The organism is Pseudomonas sp. rhizo66, from assembly GCF_031931925.1.
Lineage (GTDB): Bacteria > Pseudomonadota > Gammaproteobacteria > Pseudomonadales > Pseudomonadaceae > Aquipseudomonas.
On the sequence record NZ_JAUJWZ010000022.1, the window covers coordinates 59572 to 78205 of the forward strand.

16 protein-coding genes and 1 tRNA gene are annotated in these 18634 nt (G+C 59.2%); 14 read left to right on the forward strand and 3 right to left on the reverse strand.

Features of this window, described 5'->3' with window-relative positions; all coding sequences use genetic code 11:
* The first annotated feature begins 5 nt into the window (after nucleotides 1-5).
* The 13 genes from QZR14_RS23655 (at nucleotide 6) to QZR14_RS23715 (ending at nucleotide 13733) form a co-directional block, all read left to right on the forward strand.
* Nucleotides 6-82, forward strand: a tRNA-Ile gene (locus QZR14_RS23655).
* A 211-nt stretch (nucleotides 83-293) separates the two neighbouring features.
* On the forward strand, nucleotides 294-1397 hold the full coding sequence (locus QZR14_RS23660) for an acyltransferase family protein (protein ID WP_250607925.1): 1104 nt from the start codon (nucleotides 294-296) through the stop codon (nucleotides 1395-1397).
* 175 nt (nucleotides 1398-1572) lie between these two features.
* Entirely contained in the window at nucleotides 1573-2667 is a 1095-nt protein-coding gene (gene ptaA / locus QZR14_RS23665) for a pyoverdine biosynthesis transaminase PtaA (RefSeq protein ID WP_311997885.1), read from the forward strand.
* 145 nt (nucleotides 2668-2812) lie between these two features.
* Nucleotides 2813-3274: an Lrp/AsnC family transcriptional regulator gene (locus tag QZR14_RS23670; protein WP_007910086.1), complete on the forward strand. Its 462-nt coding sequence runs from the start codon at nucleotides 2813-2815 to the stop codon at nucleotides 3272-3274.
* A gap of 223 nt (nucleotides 3275-3497) precedes the next feature.
* A complete protein-coding gene (locus QZR14_RS23675) occupies nucleotides 3498-5180 on the forward strand; it encodes a flavin monoamine oxidase family protein (protein ID WP_311997886.1) in 1683 nt (560 codons plus the stop codon).
* A gap of 12 nt (nucleotides 5181-5192) precedes the next feature.
* Entirely contained in the window at nucleotides 5193-5987 is a 795-nt protein-coding gene (locus QZR14_RS23680; RefSeq protein WP_250607920.1) for a carbon-nitrogen hydrolase family protein, read from the forward strand.
* Nucleotides 5988-6025: 38 nt separating this feature from the next.
* Nucleotides 6026-8440, forward strand: a complete 2415-nt coding sequence (gene pqqF / locus QZR14_RS23685; RefSeq protein ID WP_311997887.1) for a pyrroloquinoline quinone biosynthesis protein PqqF — start codon at nucleotides 6026-6028, stop codon at nucleotides 8438-8440.
* 156 nt (nucleotides 8441-8596) lie between these two features.
* Nucleotides 8597-8671 (forward strand): pyrroloquinoline quinone precursor peptide PqqA, encoded by a 75-nt coding sequence (gene pqqA / locus QZR14_RS23690; protein WP_003422658.1) that lies wholly within the window; start codon nucleotides 8597-8599, stop codon nucleotides 8669-8671.
* 81 nt (nucleotides 8672-8752) lie between these two features.
* Entirely contained in the window at nucleotides 8753-9664 is a 912-nt protein-coding gene (pqqB, locus tag QZR14_RS23695; RefSeq protein WP_311997888.1) for a pyrroloquinoline quinone biosynthesis protein PqqB, read from the forward strand.
* A gap of 135 nt (nucleotides 9665-9799) precedes the next feature.
* A complete protein-coding gene (gene pqqC / locus QZR14_RS23700) occupies nucleotides 9800-10552 on the forward strand; it encodes a pyrroloquinoline-quinone synthase PqqC (RefSeq protein WP_311997889.1) in 753 nt (250 codons plus the stop codon).
* Nucleotides 10549-10824 carry a pyrroloquinoline quinone biosynthesis peptide chaperone PqqD gene (gene pqqD, locus QZR14_RS23705; protein ID WP_311997890.1) on the forward strand — a complete coding sequence of 92 codons (276 nt, stop codon included), beginning with the start codon at nucleotides 10549-10551 and terminating at the stop codon, nucleotides 10822-10824. The genes pqqC and pqqD overlap by 4 nt, the downstream gene beginning before the upstream one ends.
* Complete coding sequence (gene pqqE / locus QZR14_RS23710) at nucleotides 10817-11956, forward strand: pyrroloquinoline quinone biosynthesis protein PqqE (RefSeq protein WP_442967421.1); 1140 nt, start codon at nucleotides 10817-10819, stop codon at nucleotides 11954-11956. Before pqqD ends, pqqE begins: the two co-directional genes overlap by 8 nt.
* Nucleotides 11922-13733, forward strand: coding sequence for an alpha/beta hydrolase family protein (locus tag QZR14_RS23715; RefSeq protein WP_311997892.1), 1812 nt, complete (start codon nucleotides 11922-11924; stop codon nucleotides 13731-13733). Before pqqE ends, QZR14_RS23715 begins: the two co-directional genes overlap by 35 nt.
* A 111-nt stretch (nucleotides 13734-13844) precedes the next feature.
* Here the strand turns inward: QZR14_RS23715 and QZR14_RS23720 are convergent, their stop codons facing one another.
* Together QZR14_RS23720 and QZR14_RS23725 are read right to left on the reverse strand one after the other, a co-directional pair.
* Nucleotides 13845-14003 (reverse strand): YqaE/Pmp3 family membrane protein, encoded by a 159-nt coding sequence (locus QZR14_RS23720; protein WP_003228885.1) that lies wholly within the window; start codon nucleotides 14001-14003, stop codon nucleotides 13845-13847.
* Nucleotides 14004-14197: 194 nt separating this feature from the next.
* Nucleotides 14198-15481 (reverse strand): aspartate aminotransferase family protein, encoded by a 1284-nt coding sequence (locus QZR14_RS23725; protein WP_311997893.1) that lies wholly within the window; start codon nucleotides 15479-15481, stop codon nucleotides 14198-14200.
* A gap of 169 nt (nucleotides 15482-15650) precedes the next feature.
* Here QZR14_RS23725 and QZR14_RS23730 point away from each other — a divergent pair, with 169 nt between their 5' ends.
* Nucleotides 15651-16565: a LysR family transcriptional regulator gene (locus QZR14_RS23730; RefSeq protein ID WP_311997894.1), complete on the forward strand. Its 915-nt coding sequence runs from the start codon at nucleotides 15651-15653 to the stop codon at nucleotides 16563-16565.
* 227 nt (nucleotides 16566-16792) lie between these two features.
* Here QZR14_RS23730 and QZR14_RS23735 read toward each other — a convergent pair whose 3' ends face one another.
* Nucleotides 16793-18571, reverse strand: a complete 1779-nt coding sequence (locus tag QZR14_RS23735) for an acyl-CoA dehydrogenase C-terminal domain-containing protein (RefSeq protein WP_311997895.1) — start codon at nucleotides 18569-18571, stop codon at nucleotides 16793-16795.
* Between the last annotated feature and the right edge of the window lie 63 nt (nucleotides 18572-18634).

Here is an 18634-nt window from a genome sequence, read left to right on the forward strand (position 1 = left end):
ACTGAGGGCCTATAGCTCAGTTGGTTAGAGCAGAGGACTCATAATCCTTTGGTCCACGGTTCAAGTCCGTGTGGGCCCACCAAATTGAAAGCCGCGCAATGCGCGGCTTTCGCGTTTCTGGCGCGGGAGCAGCTCAAACCGCTATGCCCAGAATCCGCCGTAGCGTTGCAGCTTTTAGATTTCAACTACCGCATAGAGAAACGACCCGGCCTGCACATCGTGCTTGCATCAAAGGATGCATTAATACCAAATGCCGGAACAGGATGTACCTCCCGATCAAGGAACGAAATCGCGTGCATAAACTTTCTTCGCTACAGGCTGCCAGGGGCTTGGCTGCTCTTCTGGTTGTCGCATTCCACTCTATGTTCATAAATGCAAAATATATTCAAGGCGATTCGATCACTCCCGATTTTTTTGTATACGGACAAACAGGCGTTGATCTCTTTTTTGCACTCAGCGGATTCGTGATGATTATCGCCTTCCGCAACAAGTTTGGTTTCCGAGGCGAGACATTAAACTTTCTCAAGGGGCGTTTTTTCCGAATCTACCCAACTTATTGGGTTTATTTTTTTGCAGTACTACTCGTTTTCACTATCAAGCCCGAGATGGTAAATAACTCTCAGAACGGCGATTCAAATCTCCTTTCTTCCTTTCTATTACTACCAGAAGAATCAGCGCCCCTGGTGATGGTTGCCTGGTCGCTGACGCATGAATTATGGTTTTATCTGGTGTTCGCCTTAATATTGCAGCTGCAAATAAAATATGTTTCGGTTTCGTTGATGGCCTGGTTACTTGCGATTGTCTTCGCGTCTTTTTTCATTCCCGCGACTGGCGCACCTTACCTGCGGATTATCACTCACGAATTTTCCATAGAGTTCATTCTCGGCGCGCTGGCGGCTATCGCTTATCTGAAGGTTGTGCATCGTCCCGCCTTGAAAAAGCTATTGCCGGTATTACTGGCAGCTTCGGGAATTACCAGTCTGCTTTACGCTTTTCTCGGTGAAACAGTGGGCAGTGCGGATGTCATTCAGGCGATATCGCTGGAAAGAGCTTTTCTAGTGGGTGGTGGCTATGCGCTCTTATTGCTGGCTTGTGCCTTGCAAGAATTCATAAGCAGAAAACGCGCCCCCCGGATGCTCGCGTTTTTCGGCGACATCTCCTATTCAATGTATCTCTCGCACATTCTCACGCTAAGTGTCTGCGGTCGCGTCTGGAGCATGCTGGGTTACGCCAGTGCAGGTACGTGGAGTGCCGTACTGTTCTGGACCCTGTCGTATAGTGCAGTCATTCTCGTGTCGTTCATCAGTTATCAACTCATTGAACGTCGTGTGATGCAGTTTGCTCACCGGATAATAAAGCCTTTACCCGTCTCTCTTGAAAAAGCCACTACGCCCTGAAAAGCCCAGCTGACAAGGCCTTGTGCCCGAAAACAGGCTCACTCCTCTTTCAGGACCGAACAGGGCATACCGTGGTGGGACTGCACAACGGTAAATCAACCATTAACCAGTTCGTTACCTCAGTATCCGGGCCACACCGCCGTGGTGAATCTGATGATCCGAAAAGGGAGTTTTCATGGTTGATGTTACTCGACGCTCATTCGTTGGATTCGCCGCGACCCTGCCCCTGCTGGCTCACAACCCATGGGCACAGGCTCACATTGAAACCGCCTCGACAACGGCAACTTCTGATGACGTGCTGATCAACTTCAACGAAAGTCCTTGGGGCCCCTCAGCGGCAGCCCGGCTCGCGATGCAGGAAGGTATCGCCCTGTCGGGGCGTTATCCCTACAAGATCCAGTACCGACTCAATGCACTGTTTGCCCGCCAGCAAGGCATTTCCGAGGATTTCGTCCAGACGTATTGCGGCTCCAAACAGGCCTTGCAGCATGCCGTGCATGCCTTCACGCAGCAGGGCAGCCTGGTGGTCGCCGCGCCGTCCTACGAAGATCCCGCCCAGACGGCTCATGGCAGGAAAGTCACCGTCCACGAAGTGCCTCTGAACGCCGAGCATGCCCACGACCTGCCGCGCATGCTGGCTGCCGACCCTCAGCCCGGTTTGATCTACATCTGCAACCCGAACAATCCGACCGGCACTCTCACGGCCCGCAGCGATATCGAACGTGCCCTGAAGGACAAACCCAAAGGCTCGATTCTGTTGGTCGATGAGGCCTACATTGATTTTTCGCAGGCCACGACGTGCATTCCCCTGGTCAAGGATCACCCCGACCTGCTGGTGCTGCGTACCTTTTCGAAAATCTACGGCATGGCCGGCGCAAGGCTCGGGATCGCCGTGGGCAACCCAGCGCTGTTGAAACAACTGGAGGTGTTCGGCAACTACAACGTCCCGGCCGCATCGTCCCTGTTGGGAGCAATTGCCAGCCTTGAAGACGCGTCGCTGTTGAGCCAACGGAAACACAACAATACGCGCCTGCGCGAGGAAACCGTCGCGTGGCTGGATGCGCGCGGTTTTCGCTGCACGGCGTCCCAGGCCAATTGCTTCATGATCGACGTCAGACGCCCGGCGAGTGAAGTGGTCAAGGCACTCGCCGAGCGTCGTGTGCATGTCGGTCGCGTATGGAAAGAATGGCCGACCTGGGTTCGGGTGAGTGTCGGCACGGACGATGACATGCGCCGGTTCCGAGAGGCGTTTGCCGAGGTATTGGCGTAGGCAACACAGGCGCGAATGAACGGCCAGATTCCAGCAGAACAATAACGTCGACACTCAGGTGAGAATCCAATCATCGCCTGCAAGCGTCCCCACGATTGAGCCTGTAACATTCGCCAACCACCGATCCGCGCCAATGGAGCCCACCTTGCCAGACATCCGCCCGCCCGTGCTTGATGAAATCGACCGCCAGTTGATCGCCGCCCTGCAGATCAATGCCCGTGAGAGCGTGGCCATGCTCGCCCGGCAATTGGGCATTGCGCGCACCACCGTGACGTCGCGTCTGGCGCGGCTGGAAAAAGCCAAAGTGATCACCGGTTATGGCGTGCGTCTCGGCCAGCGAGTGGTCGATGGTGGGTTGCAGGCGTATGTCGGGATCAAGGTGCAGCCGCGCTCGGGCAAAGAGGTGTTGCGTCGATTGAGTGCAATGGCACAGGTGCAGCAGTTGTGTGCGGTGAGTGGCGAATTTGATTATGTGGCGTGGTTGCGTACGGATTCGCCGGAGCAACTGGACCAGTTGCTCGATCAGATTGGCAGTGTGGACGGGGTGGAGAAGACGACCACGTCGATTATTTTGAGCAGCAAGATTGATCGGGGGCAGCCGGTTTAAGGTTTTGATCGGGCTTCTCGGGCGAGTTTCAGGGCCTCTTCGCGAGTAGGCTCGCTCCCACATTCTGATCGGTATGCAGTATCCGCTCGTCATATTGATCGCTAATTTGGCAAAACGACGGCACTTTGCGTCTTATTAACGTGTTCTACGCTCCCTAGAATGGCTGGCATCTTTTCCTATACTCAGACGCGCATCCTGCGTCGGGTCGCCAGCAAGGTCAGCCATGAACAAGAACAATCGCCATCCTGCAGACGGTAAGAAACCAGTCACCATTTTCGGTCCGGACTTTCCGTTCGCGTTCGACGACTGGATTGAACACCCGGCCGGCCTCGGCAGCATTCCTGAGCACAATCACGGCGCCGAAGTGGCGATCGTCGGCGCTGGCATCGCCGGCCTGGTAGCGGCTTACGAGCTGATGAAGCTCGGCCTGAAACCGGTGGTTTACGAGGCTTCGAAGCTTGGCGGGCGTCTGCGTTCGCAGGCGTTCAACGGCACTGACGGCATCGTCGCGGAACTGGGTGGCATGCGTTTCCCGGTGTCCTCCACCGCGTTCTATCACTACGTCGACAAGCTCGGCCTGGAAACCAAACCTTTCCCGAACCCGCTGACGCCGGCCTCCGGCAGCACCGTGATCGACCTGGAAGGCAAAACCCATTACGCACAAAGCCTGAAGGATCTTCCTGCACTGTTTCAGGAAGTGGCTGACGCCTGGGCGGACGCACTGGAAGCCGGCTCGCAGTTCGCCGATATCCAGCAAGCCATCCGCGATCGCGATGTGCCACGCCTGAAAGAGCTGTGGAATACCCTGGTGCCGCTGTGGGACGACCGCACCTTTTACGACTTCGTCGCCACGTCCGAGACCTTCGCCAAACTGTCGTTCCATCACCGCGAAGTGTTCGGGCAGGTCGGTTTCGGCACCGGCGGCTGGGATTCGGACTTCCCCAACTCGATGCTGGAAATCTTCCGCGTGGTGATGACCAACTGCGACGATCACCAGCACCTTGTAGTCGGCGGCGTCGAGCAAGTGCCGCAAGGCATCTGGCGGCATGTGCCGGAACGCTGTGTGCACTGGCCTGAAGGCACCAGCCTGAAATCGCTGCACCGTGGCGCGCCGCGTTCCGGCGTGAAGAAGATTGCTCACGCGCCGGATGGCCGTTTCGCGGTCACCGACAATAACGGCGACACCCGCGAATACGCCGCGGTGCTGACCACTTGCCAGAGCTGGCTGCTGACCACCCAGATCGAATGTGACGAAACCCTGTTCTCACAGAAGATGTGGATGGCCCTCGACCGCACCCGCTATATGCAGTCGTCGAAGACTTTCGTGATGGTCGACCGGCCATTCTGGAAAGACAAAGACCCGGAAACCGGCCGCGACCTGATGAGCATGACCCTCACTGATCGCCTGACCCGTGGCACCTATCTGTTCGACAACGGCGACGACAAACCGGGGGTGATCTGCCTGTCGTACTCGTGGATGAGCGACGCGTTGAAGATGCTCCCGCACCCGGTGGAAAAGCGCGTTGAGCTGGCGTTGAACGCGTTGAAAAAGATCTACCCGAAAGTCGACATCGCCGCGCGCATCATCGGCGATCCGATCACCGTGTCGTGGGAAGCCGATCCGTACTTCCTCGGTGCGTTCAAGGGCGCCCTGCCCGGCCACTACCGCTACAACCAGCGCATGTACGCGCACTTCATGCAGGACGAGATGCCCGCCGAGCAGCGTGGGATTTTCATCGCCGGTGACGATGTGTCGTGGACACCCGCGTGGGTTGAAGGCGCGGTGCAGACGTCGCTCAACGCGGTGTGGGGGATCATGAAGCATTTCGGCGGTTCGACACATAAAGCGAACCCGGGCCCGGGTGATGTGTTCAAAGACATCGGCCCTATCGCCCTGCCCGAGTAAGAGGAATCCCTGATGCGTGTAGCCCTTTATCAATGTCCACCGCTGCCCCTGGACCCCGCCGCCAACCTGCAACGCCTGCATCAAGTGGCGATGGAGGCCAAGGGCGCCGATCTGCTGGTGCTGCCGGAGATGTTCATGACCGGCTACAACATTGGCGCCGAAGCGGTCAGCACCTTGGCCGAGGTCTACAACGGGGAATGGGCGCAACAGATCGGCCGCATCGCCAAATCAGCCGGTCTGGCGATTGTCTATGGCTATCCAGAACGGACGGCGGACGGGCAGATCTACAACGCCGTGCAGTTGATCGACGCCAACGGTGAACGCCTGTGCAACTACCGCAAGACGCATCTGTTCGGTGATCTTGATCGCTCGATGTTCAGCCCCGGCGAAGGCGATTTTCCGGTGGTTGAATTGAACGGCTGGAAACTCGGTTTCCTGATCTGCTACGACCTGGAATTCCCGGAAAACACCCGACGCCTGGCCCTCGACGGCGCCGAGCTGATTCTGGTGCCGACGGCGAACATGATTCCATTTGATTTCGTCGCCGACGTCACCGTGCGTTCCCGGGCTTTCGAAAACCAGTGCTATGTGGCCTACGCCAACTACTGCGGCCATGAAGGCGAGATCCATTACTGTGGGCAAAGCAGCATCGCCGCGCCGGACGGCAGCCGCATCGCCCAGGCGGGTCTTGACGAAGCGTTGATTGTCGGCGAACTGGATCGGCAGTTGATGATCGATTCACGCGCGGCCAATCGCTACCTCAGCGACCGCCGCCCGGAGCTTTACGGCGCGCTGAACAAGCGCTAATCCGCTAGCATGGGCACTTCACTGTTCTGGAAGTGCCCATGCCTGCGCCGACTCACCCCCGCCCTTATACCGAAACCCTGGCCAATGGCTTGCGCGTGACCCTGCGTCATGCGCCAGGCCTCAAGCGCAGTGCCGCTGCCCTGCGGGTGGCTGCCGGTAGCCATGACGTGCCATTGGCGTGGCCGGGGCTGGCGCATTTCCTTGAGCATTTGCTGTTTCTCGGCACTGAGCGTTTTCCGGCGGACGAAGGGTTGATGGCCTACGTACAGCGGCACGGTGGCCAGGTGAATGCCAGCACTCGCGAACGCACCACTGACTTTTTCTTCGAACTGCCGACGTGTTCGTTCAGCGCCGGGCTGCAGCGTCTGTCAGACATGCTCACCAGGCCGCGTATGAATCCGGACGATCAATTGCGGGAACGGGAAGTGCTGCAGGCGGAATTTGTCGCCTGGTCACAGGATCCTGCGGCTCAGCAACAGTTTGCGTTGTATGAGGGTCTACCGGCAGAGCACCCGTTGCGCGGATTTCATGCGGGGAATCGGGACAGCCTGAAAGTGGAGTCGCCGGCGTTTCAACAGGCGTTGAAGGATTTCCACCAGCAGTTCTATCAAACCGGGCAAATGACCCTGAGCCTGGTGGGGCCGCAGAGCCTTGAAGAGCTGCACGCGCTGGCCGAGCAGTTCGCAGCGACGTTGCCGGTTGGGGATAAAATTACGCAGGCTGCGCCCCCGCCGTTAGCGGTGAAAAGTTATCAACAGGTCGGTGAGCGACACGGCAATCTGTTATTTGCTTTTGAAGATTTGCCGGAGTCTTCCGGCGAGGCAATGGCATTCCTCTGCCATTGGCTGAACAGTGCCAAGCCCGGTGGGTTGCTGGCGCATCTGCAGGAACAGCATCTGGCGGATGATCTGAAAGCCGCACCGCTGTATTGCTTTGCCGGACAAGCCTTGCTGCATCTGCAGTTCACCGCTCCCGCCAAATCAATGAGCGCGATTGGCGAGCACGTTTCGGATTGGCTGAGCTTCTTCGCGCAACAGGACTGGACGTCGCTGCGTGCGCAATATGCAGCCCTGCTTCAGCGCCAGCAGCAAGTCAGCGGCGCTCTGCAACTGGCAAGACTCGACTGCGAGCAACAAGAGAGGGGTCTGTCCGATAGCGGCGTCTGCGCCCTCCAACATTTGCTCCGTGAAATTGGCGTTGTGGATAACTTCAGCGCCCACTGGCGCTTACCCGCTGCCAATCCATTCCTGCGCGCCAGCGAACCGCTTGCCAATGCGGGCCTGATCCGTGGCCAGACCAGCGCTCACCGCGGCCTGCGCACGTTTGCTCAGGATCGTTCGCGCGGCCGGCGCGAACGATCGCCGATGCAGTTCAGTCAGGCGCTGCCGGACAACGGCGAAGATGGTGCGATTTACCTGCGTTGGCAGGTCGAGGCCGCCGCCAGTGCTGATCTGCAATCGCGCCTGCAACGCAGCCTTCGGCAAACGCAGCAAGATGCCCGTGAGGCCGGGGTCGAATTGTCGTTCAATGCTGCCAACAATCAATGGCTGCTCAAGCTCACCGGCCTGCAGGAGCCAATGCCCAGCGTCCTTGAGCATGCGCTGAAATGCCTGACGCACGTTGACGCCAATTCGCCGCGTAGTGAGCAGGAACAGCCGCTGATTCCCATTCGCCAGTTGCTTAAAGCGCTGCCGGAACAGACGCAGGAATCATCTAAAACCAGCGACGACGCCAAACGCCTGTGGACAACTTCGCACTGGGACGGCCTCGCGTTGGGACTGAACCAACAGACTCAATCCGCCATGGGCCTGGCCCTGAGCCGGGTTCCCGGAATCCCGGACAACCAGCTGGCAGTACCGGCGACGATCACCGCGCAAAAACACTGGCGCCATGTCGATACCGCCTCCAGCGAACACGCCGTGCTGCTGTTCTGTCCGGCCGCCAGTCACGACATCGCCGACGAAGCAGCGTGGCGACTGTTGGCGCAGGTGTGCCAGACGCCGTTCTACCAGCGCCTGCGCGTCGAATTGCAATTGGGCTATGCGGTTTTCAGTGCGCTTCGCCAGATGAATGGCCAAACCGCTCTGCTGTTTGGCGTGCAATCCCCGAGTGCCAGAACTGCGGAGTTGTTTGAGCACATTCAACAGTACTTCAACGGTATGCCCGCGCTGATCGAACGGCTTGATGAGGCCAGCCTCAACCAGCAGCGGCAAAACCTCGCGGATCAATTCGACGTTGCCAATCTGTCCAGCAAAGACGCTGCCGAACTGCTCTGGCAGGCAAGACTCGCTGGCCACTCGTCGGATTATCTTGAGCGATTGCTCGCCGCCATCGGCCAACTCCAGCGCCAGGCTTTGTATAACGCTGCGCAGCGCTTGATCAACGCCGAAGGTGGCTGGCTCTGTCTCGCCAGCGACCCCGCGCCCGGCACCCCATGGCAAACGACAAATTGATCATTACCGAGGCTGCAAGGAGCTTTCTCGAATATTCACGGGCAAACCCTGTGAAATTTTGAGTAACATAGCCGCCTAACTACTTGGAACATCTTCGCGCTGCCGTGGACTATACCTATGGATAGCGCTATCCCACCCAACCTGAGGAGACACCCTATGTCCTGGACTAAACCGGCTTACACCGACCTGCGTATCGGCTTCGAAGTCACCATGTACTTCGCCAGCCGCTGAGTTCTGCGTACGTAGAATTGCAGTGCAACGCCTCGGCTCGCCGGGGCGTTTTATTTTCCGCGTTGAAATGATGGAGCGTTCATGTTCGTCCAGATTCTGGGTTCGGCCGCTGGCGGCGGTTTTCCGCAGTGGAACTGCAACTGCGTCAATTGCGCAGGTTTTCGCGACGGCAGCCTGAATGCCAAGGCCCGCACCCAATCGTCCATCGCGATTTCCGATGACGGCGTGAACTGGGTGCTGTGCAACGCCTCGCCAGACATTCGCGCGCAGCTGCAAAGCTTCGCCCCGATGCAACCGGGCCGCGCTCTGCGTGATACCGGCATCAACGCGATCATCCTGATGGACAGCCAGATCGACCACACCACCGGCCTGCTCAGCCTGCGCGAAGGCTGCCCGCATCAGGTCTGGTGCACGGACATGGTTCACGAAGACCTCAGCACCGGTTTCCCGCTGTTCAAGATGCTCACCCACTGGAATGGCGGGTTGAACTGGAACCGCATCGAACTCGACCAAAGCTTCACCGTGGCCGCGTGCCCGAACCTGCGTTTCACCCCGCTGCCCTTGCGCAGCGCCGCGCCGCCGTACTCGCCGCACCGCTTCGACCCGCACCCGGGCGACAACATCGGTTTGATTGTTGAAGACCTGAACACCGGCGGCAAATTGTTCTATGCGCCGGGCCTGGGCAAGGTCGATGCGCCGTTGCTGGAGATCATGGCCGGCAGCGATTGCCTGCTGGTGGACGGCACGATGTGGGATGACGACGAGATGCAGCGTCGTGGCGTCGGCACCCGCACCGGCCGCGAGATGGGCCACCTGGCGCAGAACGGGCCTGGCGGCATGCTCGAAGTGCTGGAGCAACTGCCTGAGCAGCGCAAAGTACTTATCCACATCAACAACACCAATCCGATTCTTGATGAGGATTCGCCGGAGCGCGCGGAACTGGCGCGGCGTAATGTTGAAGTGGCGTTCGATGGCATGAGTATTGTGCTGTAACTGATCGCCTCATCGCTGGCAAGCCAGCTCCCACAGGGTTCTGTGGCGTACACAAAAACTGTGTGAGCTGGCTTGCCAGCGATGACGTCCGAATAGACACCAAAGATTTCAACGGTTGTTCCCCGGAGAACCGCAATGACCGACCAACCGCTGTCCCCCAGCGAATTCGAAGCGGCCCTGCGCGCCAAGGGCGCCTATTACCACATCTACCACCCGTACCACGTGGCAATGTACGAAGGCCGCGCCACCCGTAAGCAGATTCAGGGCTGGGTCGCCAACCGCTTCTACTACCAGGTGAACATCCCCCTGAAAGACGCGGCAATTCTCGCCAACTGCCCCGACCGGGAAATCCGCCGCGAGTGGATTCAACGCTTGCTCGACCACGACGGCGCTCCCGGTGAGGATGGCGGTATCGAAGCCTGGCTGCGCCTCGGTCAAGCGGTCGGCCTCGACCCGGATCAATTGCGCTCCCAGGAACTGGTGCTGCCCGGTGTGCGTTTCGCTGTCGATGCCTACGTCAATTTCGCCCGTCGCGCCAGTTGGCAGGAAGCCGCCAGCAGCTCGCTGACCGAACTGTTTGCGCCGCAGATCCACCAATCGCGCCTCGACAGTTGGCCACAGCATTACCCGTGGATTGACCCGGCCGGTTACGAATACTTCCGCACCCGCCTCGGTCAGGCGCGGCGTGATGTCGAGCACGGTCTGGCGATCACGCTCGAGCACTACAAGACTCGCGAAGGCCAGGAGCGCATGCTGGAAATTCTCCAGTTCAAACTGGACATTCTTTGGAGCATGCTCGATGCCATGAGCATGGCTTACGAACTGAACCGCCCGCCGTATCACAGCGTGACCGAACAACGCGTCTGGCATAAAGGAATCACCCTATGAGTTTCGATCGCAGCAAGACCCCAACCTGGCGTCCCGGCTACCGCTTCCAGTTCGAACCGGCGCAGAAAGGCCACGTGCTGCTGTACCCCGAGGGCATGATCAAGCTCAACGAAAGCGCCGCGCTGATCGGTGGTTTGATTGACGGTCAAAGCGATGTCGCGACAATCATCGCCAAACTCGATGAGCAGTTCCCCGGCGTGCCCGAGCTCGGTGACGACATCGAGCAATTCATGGAGGTTGCCCGTGCGCAGCACTGGATCACCCTTGACTGATCTGCCGCCCAAGCCCGAGGTCGGCCTGCCGCTGTGGCTGCTCGCCGAGCTGACCTACCGCTGCCCGCTGCAATGCCCGTACTGCTCCAATCCGCTGGATTTTGCCGAGCAGGGCAAGGAGTTGAGCACCGAACAATGGATCAAGGTGTTCCGCGAGGCGCGGGAGATGGGTGCGGCGCAACTGGGATTTTCCGGCGGCGAACCGCTGGTGCGTCAGGACCTGGCCGAGCTGATCCGCGAGGCGCGGCAGTTGGGTTTCTACACCAACCTGATCACCTCCGGCATCGGCCTGACCGAACAGAAAATCAGCGACTTCAAGAAGGCCGGCCTCGATCACATCCAGATCAGTTTCCAGGCTAGCGACGAGCAAGTGAACAACCTGCTCGCTGGCTCTAAAAAGGCCTTCGCGCAGAAACTGGAAATGGCCCGCGCGGTGAAGGCCCACGGCTATCCGATGGTGTTGAACTTCGTCACCCACCGGCACAACATCGACAAGATCGACCGCATTATCGAGCTGTGCATTGCGCTTGAGGCCGACTTTGTCGAACTCGCCACCTGCCAGTTTTACGGTTGGGCGCAGCTCAATCGGGTCGGCCTGTTGCCGACCAAGGAACAACTGGTGCGCGCTGAACGCGTCACCAACGAATATCGGGCGAAACTGGAAGCCGAAGGGCATCCGTGCAAACTGATTTTCGTCACCCCCGACTACTACGAAGAACGCCCGAAAGCCTGCATGAATGGCTGGGGCAGCATCTTTCTGACAGTCACCCCGGATGGCACCGCCCTGCCCTGTCATGGCGCCCGACAGCTGCCGGTGCAATTCCCCAATGTGCGCGATCACAGCATGCAGCACATCTGGTACGACTCGTTCGGCTTCAATCGCTTTCGCGGTTACGACTGGATGCCCGAGCCGTGCCGCTCCTGTGACGAGAAAGAAAAAGACTTCGGCGGCTGCCGCTGTCAGGCGTTCATGCTCACCGGTGATGCGAGCAATGCCGACCCGGTGTGCAGCAAGTCCGAACATCACGGCGTGATTCTCAAGGCCCGCGAAGAAGCCGAGACTGCCACTCAAACCATCGAACAACTGGCCTTCCGCAATGAACGAAACTCGCGCCTCATCGCCAAGGGCTGAACCTTTCAGCGCCTCGCAAGCCGTCGCGGCCGGGATGGACTTTGCCGAACTGCAACTTGGCGCCAACGGGCTGTTCTGGAATGAATATCGTCCTGAAGATGCCGCGTGCCGGATCTGGCATTGGCGCGATGGCGTGGCGAAATGTCTGACGCCGAATGGTTTCAGTGTGCGCAGTCGCGTGTACGAATATGGCGGTGGGGCGTTTTGTCTGACGCCGGAGGGGGTGGTTTTCGTTGCTGAGGCGGATCAGCAGTTGTATCACCAGACGCTGAGTGGTGAGCCAGAGGCGCTGACGTCGGGAGAGTGCCGTTATGGCGATCTCCATTTTGCTTTTGGCCAGGTTCTGGCGGTGGAAGAACAGCAGGATCAACATCGACTCATAGCGATTGATCTGGCAGACGGTATGCGGCATTTGTTGGCTGAGGGCGCGGATTTTTATGCGGCGCCAACCCTCAGCCCGGATGGCCAGCGCTTGGCGTGGATCGAGTGGAGTCGACCACATCAGCCGTGGACGTCGACCCGGTTGATGGTGGCCAAGCGTTCAACTGATGGCGCTTTTAATACGCCGCGATGCATTGCCGGTGCTGAGCTTGAAGAATCCATTCAACAACCGCGCTTCGATGCCGAAGGTCGCCTGTATTGCCTGACCGATCGCGGTGGATTCTGGCAACCGTGGCTAGAGACTGCCGACGGTTTGAAACCCATGCCCGCTGCGCCGGCCGATCATGCGCCCGCGCCGTGGCAACTGGGCGGCTGCACCTGGTTACCGGTTGGCGATTCGTTTATCGCCAGTTGGAGCGAAGGCGGTTTTGGTCGCCTGACCCTCGGTGATGAAGACTTCACCGGCGACTACAGCCGCTTCCGTCATCTCGCTTTGGATGCACAATTTATCTACTGCATTGCCGCCTCGCCGATCAGCCCAGCAGCGGTCATCGCCATTGATCGGGCGACGCGCAAAGTGAACGTACTGGCCGGTGGCGTAGCGCCCTTGCCCGCAGATCGCATCAGCCGCCCGCAAACACTGCGTTATCCAAGCGGTTCAAGCGAAGCACACGGGTTCTTTTATCCGGCCATGAGCGGCGAGATAAAACCACCACTGGTGGTGTTCATCCACGGCGGCCCGACATCGGCCTGCTACCCGATGCTCGATCCACGCATCCAGTACTGGACGCAACGCGGCTTTGCCGTCGCCGATCTCAACTATCGCGGCAGCAGCGGTTATGGCCGCGAATATCGGCAGGCCTTGCATCTGAGCTGGGGCGAGGTGGATGTCGAGGATGCTTGCGCCGTGGTGAGTCATCTCGCCGGCCAGGGTTTGATCGACGGTGATCGCGCATTCATTCGTGGCGGCAGCGCAGGTGGCTACACCACGTTATGTGCGCTGGCGTTCAAGCAAGTCTTCCGCGCTGGAGCGAGTTTGTACGGCGTCAGCGACCCGGTTGCATTGGCTCGGGCAACACATAAATTCGAGGGTGATTATCTGGACTGGCTGATCGGCGATCCCGAGCAAGACGCCGAACGCTACGCCGCCCGCACCCCCTTGCTGCACGCGAGCAACATCCGCGTGCCGGTGATCTTCTTTCAGGGTGAACTGGACGCCGTGGTCGTGCCGCAACAGACCCGCGACATGGTCACGGCGCTGGAGCAGAACGGCATCGCGGTCGAAGCGCATTACTACCCCGACGAACGCCACGGCTTCCGCCGCGCCGCCAATCAGGCGCATGCGCTGGAGCAGGAATGGAAGTTCTATCGGCGGGTGATGGGATTTACAGACTGAAACCCTCTTCCTGTAGGAGCTGCGGCACGCTGCGATCTTTTGATCCTGATCCTCGAATTAAAATCAAAAGATCGCAGCGTGCCGCAGCTCCTACAGGTTTATGCCGCTGACTCAGCGCTTGGCGATGATATACACCGCATGCACGATCCCCGGAATGTACCCGCACAGCGTCAGCAGAATGTTCAACCAGAACGCCCCGCCAAACCCGACCTGCAGAAACACACCCAGCGGCGGCAACAGAATGGCGATGATGATGCGAATGAAGTCCATAGGTCAGCTCCTGAATGGGGGTTGGCTCACATGAGCCATACAAGCTAATCGACCTGCACCGTTCGTCAGGGTTCAGTGCAACTGCCATTTGATCGCCACCACCTCACAAAAAAACGCCCCACGCCAAAAAAATCAGGCGTAGGGCGTGCGTTATACCGCGAGACGGTTCTGGAAAACGGGTAGGAAACTTCAGCTCAGACGGCAATCCCTTTGCGGCATTGCAGTTGTGCGGTGCGCACTCGCGAGAATGCGCGGCCCAGGCGCAGGAGCATTTCGTCGATATTGGTTTTGCTGACGGTCAGCGCCGGGGTGAAGCGCAGACAGTTGGCTTGCGGGGCGTTGAGCAGCAGGCCTTCGTGCAGGGCGGCGTGGACCACGGCCTCGGCGGAATCGTCCGACAGGGTGAGTCCGTAGAACAGGCCTTGGCCGCGCAGTTCGCCGTGGTCGTAGCGGTGCGCCAATCGTGCCAGGCCTTCGCGCAGATGCTGGCCATTATCGTTGACCTGCTGCAGGAAGCTGCGGTCGTGCACGCTGTCGAGCACCACCAGTCCCGCCGCGGTCATCAGTGCGTTGCCGTGATGAGTGCCGCCGAGTTCGCCAGCGTCGAAACAGCATGCCTTGCCCCGCGCCAGCAGCGCCGCCAAGGGCACGCCGCCGCCCAAGCCTTTGCCGAGCACGACGATATCGGCGCGTACGCCGTAGGACTGTTCGGCGAGCAAGGTGCCACAACGGCCGATGCCGGTTTGCACTTCGTCCAGAATCAGCAAAATGCCCAATTCACGGCACAACCGCTCAACACCTTTGAGGTAATGCTCGGTCGCCGGCACTACCCCGGCGTCGCTCTGGATCGGCTCAAGCATGATCGCCACGGTTTGCGCATCGACCGTCGCGTGGAGCGCCGGCAAGTCATTAAACGGCACCAGATCGAAACCCGGCAGCAACGGCGCAAAACGATTGTGCAGATTGCAACTGTCCGACGCGGAAATCGTCGCCAGACTGCGGCCATGACAGCCTTGCTTCGCCACAATGATTCGCGAAGCGCCGCCACGATGCAGTTGGCCCCATTTGCGCGCCAGTTTGATCGCCGCTTCACAAGCTTCGCTGCCGCTGTTGAGCAGATAGGCCTGATCGCTGGAGGTGCTGGCGCACAGCCGTTCAGCGAGGCTGAGCATGCCGCGATTGTGCAGATTGAAGCCGGGATTGATCAGCGCCTGCGCCTGGCTGGCAATCGCTTTGACCAGCGCTGATGGGCTGTGACCAAGACTGTTGGCGCCACCGGCCTGGGAAAAATCGAGGTACGCGCGGTCATTGCTGTCCCACAGCCACGAACCCTGACCACGCACGAACACCTGTTGCGGCCGTTCGACGCTGGGCATCAGGCGTTCGGTGCCCAGATTTTCGTTGATATCAGAAGGATCAACCTCAAAGGCGAGGTCATCAAGACTCGGCGCCTGACGCCGCAGACTGAACAGATTCATTGAAAAACACCTCGTTGAAGGTGTTTTGAACTGCCTATGCAAACACTGTCGAAGCGAACGCTATTCATCGCGCTTTCTGGCCCTGTAAGCCTTGTGAATGCGGTTAGACTAGGCTCACGGAGGCCTACGGGCCATTTCGATTTTTCAGCATTTTCGATAAGCGTTACTTATGGATTTCAAACAACTGCGTTATTTCGTCGCGGTCTACGAAGAAGGCCATGTCGGGCGCGCCGCTGAACGGCTGTCGATCTCGCAACCGGCACTGTCGCAGCAGATCCGCCAACTCGAGCAGAACCTCGATGTCACCCTGTTCGAACGCAGCAGCAAGCGCCTGCTGCCGACCCTCGCCTCGCACACCTTGTACAACCACGCCCTGCCGCTGCTCGACGGATTGCAGCGGGCGCGTGAGGCGTTGGGCAACTTCAAGGGCCAGGCCTTGCGCACGCTGGCGATCGGCGTGCTGCAAACGGTTCACACCAGTCTGGTGCCGCAAATGCTTGAGCGGGTGCGCAAGGCACAGCCACATCTGGTGGTGCAGATCTATGAATTGACCGGACTTGAGATCGAACGGCGGCTGCTCAATGGTTCTTTGGACATTGGCATCAGTTACCTGCCGCCGCGCCAACCTGGCCTGCACGGCGTGATGCTCTACGAAGATGAGCTGACGCTGGTGATTCCGGCGGATCATCCGCTGCGTGAATTCAAGAAAGTCTCGATGCGCCAGGCTGCCGAGCTGCCGATGTTACTGCTGGGCGAGGAGTTTCAGATCCGCCAGATCTGGCAGGCGCAACTGACAAACCTCGGACGACGTCCGCAGGTGCAGGCCGAGTTGAACAATATGGTGGGGATTCTCGACAGCCTGCCGCATACCAAACTGGCGACGGTGCTACCGGGGCGTTCGCAAAAGGAGTACGACGATCAGGATCTGCTGTGGAAACCGCTGAGCGAACCACGGGTGCCGCTAAAGGTGGGTCTGGTGTGTCGTGATGTGCAACGCCAGCAGGCGTCTTTGGCGTTACTGCGGACGCTGCTCGAAGAAGTGATGGAGCGTGAGGTGAGACCGGCGCTGGATCCCTTGGCCTGATCACTTTTCTTCGGGCAAAAGAAAACCCCGCCGAAGCGGGGCTTTGCAGACTGTTTCCCTGACATCCATTTCACTCCGCCACCCTGGCAGAATCCTACGTGTCCGTGTTGTTGCTTTGCGCTTCCTGCGCGACGTCCATGAAATGTAGATTAGCCGTGGATCCAATCTACGCCTATGGGAGAACAGCAGCACGTCATGTAAGACAATGCTTACATGACGTCATCGCATCAGAATTGCGCCGCATCCAGCAGGAACAGTGACTCGCTACCGGCCTTCACCGACGCACTCAACGAGTGAATACGCGGCAGCAAACGGGCGAAGTAGAAGCGCGCGGTGCCCAGTTTACTGGCATAGAAATCGTCTTGCGCTTCTTTGCCCAGCGAAGCTTTGGCCATCAATGCCCACATGTAGGCATACGCCGTGTATCCGAATGCTTGCAAATATTCGACCGAGGCCGCGCCAATTTCGTTCGGGTTGTTTTTTGCCCGGTCCAGCAACCACGAGGTCAGTTCGTCGAGGGTGTCGACGGCGGCGTTCAGCGGCTTGGTGAATTCACCCAGATCGGCGCTGGCCGTCGCGGTGAAATGGCGGATCTCGTCGGCAAACAGCTTGTAGAACGCGCCACCGCTGCCGACGATCTTGCGACCGACCAGGTCCAGCGCCTGAATGCCGTTGGTGCCTTCGTAGATCTGGGTGATGCGCACGTCACGCACCAGTTGCTCCTGGCCCCACTCGCGGATGTAGCCATGGCCGCCGAAAATTTGCTGGCCGTGTACGGTGGTTTCCAGACCCAGGTCGGTGAGGAACGCTTTGGCCACAGGTGTCAGCAACGCGACCAGGTCTTCCGCACGCTTGCGGGTGGTGGCGTCTTCGCTGAACTTGGCGGTGTCGAGTTGCATCGCCACGTAGGTGGAGAACGCACGGCCGCCCTCGTTCGAGGCTTTCATGGTCAACAGCATGCGCCGCACGTCCGGGTGGACGATGATCGGGTCAGCGGCTTTGTCTTTGTTCTGTGCGCCGGTTGGCGAACGGCTTTGCAGACGGTCACGGGCGTATTCGACGGCGTTCTGATAGGAGCGCTCGCCGGTGGCCAGACCTTGGATGCCCACGCCCAAACGCTCGTAGTTCATCATGGTGAACATCGCGGCCAGGCCTTTGTTCGGCTCGCCGACCAGATAACCCACGGCTTCGTCGAAGTTCATCACACAGGTCGCGGACGCCTGGATACCCATTTTGTGTTCGATCGAACCGCAGTTCGCCGGGTTGCGCGCGCCCAGGCTGCCGTCGGCATTGACCATGAACTTCGGTACCAGGAACAGCGAAATGCCTTTCGGGCCCGCCGGGGCGTCCGGCAGTTTGGCTAGCACCAGGTGAATGATGTTTTCGGTCAGGTCATGCTCGCCACCGGTGATGAAGATCTTGGTGCCGCTGACCTTGTAGGAACCGTCGGCCTGAGGCTCGGCCTTGGTACGGATAATCCCCAGGTCAGTACCGGCGTGCGGCTCGGTCAGGCACATGGAGCCTGCCCAGACACCGGCGTACATGTTCGGCAGGTACGCAGCTTTCAGCTCTTCGCTGGCGTGAGCGTTGATCGACAGGCAGGCGCCGGCGGTCAGCATCGGGTACAGACCGAAGGACAGGCTGGCGGAGTTGACCATTTCTTCAACCTGCGCCGATACGGCTTTGGGCATGCCCATGCCGCCGTAGGCCGGATCACCGCCGACACCGACCCAACCGCCTTCAGCGTAAGTCTGATAAGCCTGTGGGAAACCGGCCGGGGTAGTCACGGCACCGTCTGCCCAGTGGCAGCCTTCTTCGTCAGCGGCACGGCTCAGTGGCGCGATGCTTTTGCTGGTGACCTTGCCGGCCTCTTCGAGAATGGCTTCAACGGTTTCGGCGTCGACAGTCTCCGCCAGGGCTGGCAGTTCAGCCCAGAGTTTGGCGACCTCGAACACTTCATTGAGGACGAAGCGCATATCGCGCAGCGGCGCTTTGTAGTCAGCCATGGCAAACCTCGCAAGATCTAAACAGGTGATTCGTGGAATGATGTTTTCGTTGAGCCTGAGTGT

Excerpts from the sequence above, each read along its gene's own strand:
- ptaA (WP_311997885.1), top strand. The coding sequence starts at position 1,573 with ATGGTTGATGTTACTCGACGCTCATTCGTTGGATTCGCCGCGACCCTG.
- QZR14_RS23675 (WP_311997886.1), top strand. The coding sequence starts at position 3,498 with ATGAACAAGAACAATCGCCATCCTGCAGACGGTAAGAAACCAGTCACC.
- QZR14_RS23680 (WP_250607920.1), top strand. The coding sequence starts at position 5,193 with ATGCGTGTAGCCCTTTATCAATGTCCACCGCTGCCCCTGGACCCCGCC.
- pqqF (WP_311997887.1), top strand. The coding sequence starts at position 6,026 with ATGCCTGCGCCGACTCACCCCCGCCCTTATACCGAAACCCTGGCCAAT.
- pqqB (WP_311997888.1), top strand. The coding sequence starts at position 8,753 with ATGTTCGTCCAGATTCTGGGTTCGGCCGCTGGCGGCGGTTTTCCGCAG.
- pqqC (WP_311997889.1), top strand. The coding sequence starts at position 9,800 with ATGACCGACCAACCGCTGTCCCCCAGCGAATTCGAAGCGGCCCTGCGC.
- pqqD (WP_311997890.1), top strand. The coding sequence starts at position 10,549 with ATGAGTTTCGATCGCAGCAAGACCCCAACCTGGCGTCCCGGCTACCGC.
- QZR14_RS23715 (WP_311997892.1), top strand. The coding sequence starts at position 11,922 with ATGAACGAAACTCGCGCCTCATCGCCAAGGGCTGAACCTTTCAGCGCC.
- QZR14_RS23720 (WP_003228885.1), bottom strand. The coding sequence starts at position 14,003 with ATGGACTTCATTCGCATCATCATCGCCATTCTGTTGCCGCCGCTGGGT.
- QZR14_RS23725 (WP_311997893.1), bottom strand. The coding sequence starts at position 15,481 with ATGAATCTGTTCAGTCTGCGGCGTCAGGCGCCGAGTCTTGATGACCTC.
- QZR14_RS23730 (WP_311997894.1), top strand. The coding sequence starts at position 15,651 with ATGGATTTCAAACAACTGCGTTATTTCGTCGCGGTCTACGAAGAAGGC.
- QZR14_RS23735 (WP_311997895.1), bottom strand. The coding sequence starts at position 18,571 with ATGGCTGACTACAAAGCGCCGCTGCGCGATATGCGCTTCGTCCTCAAT.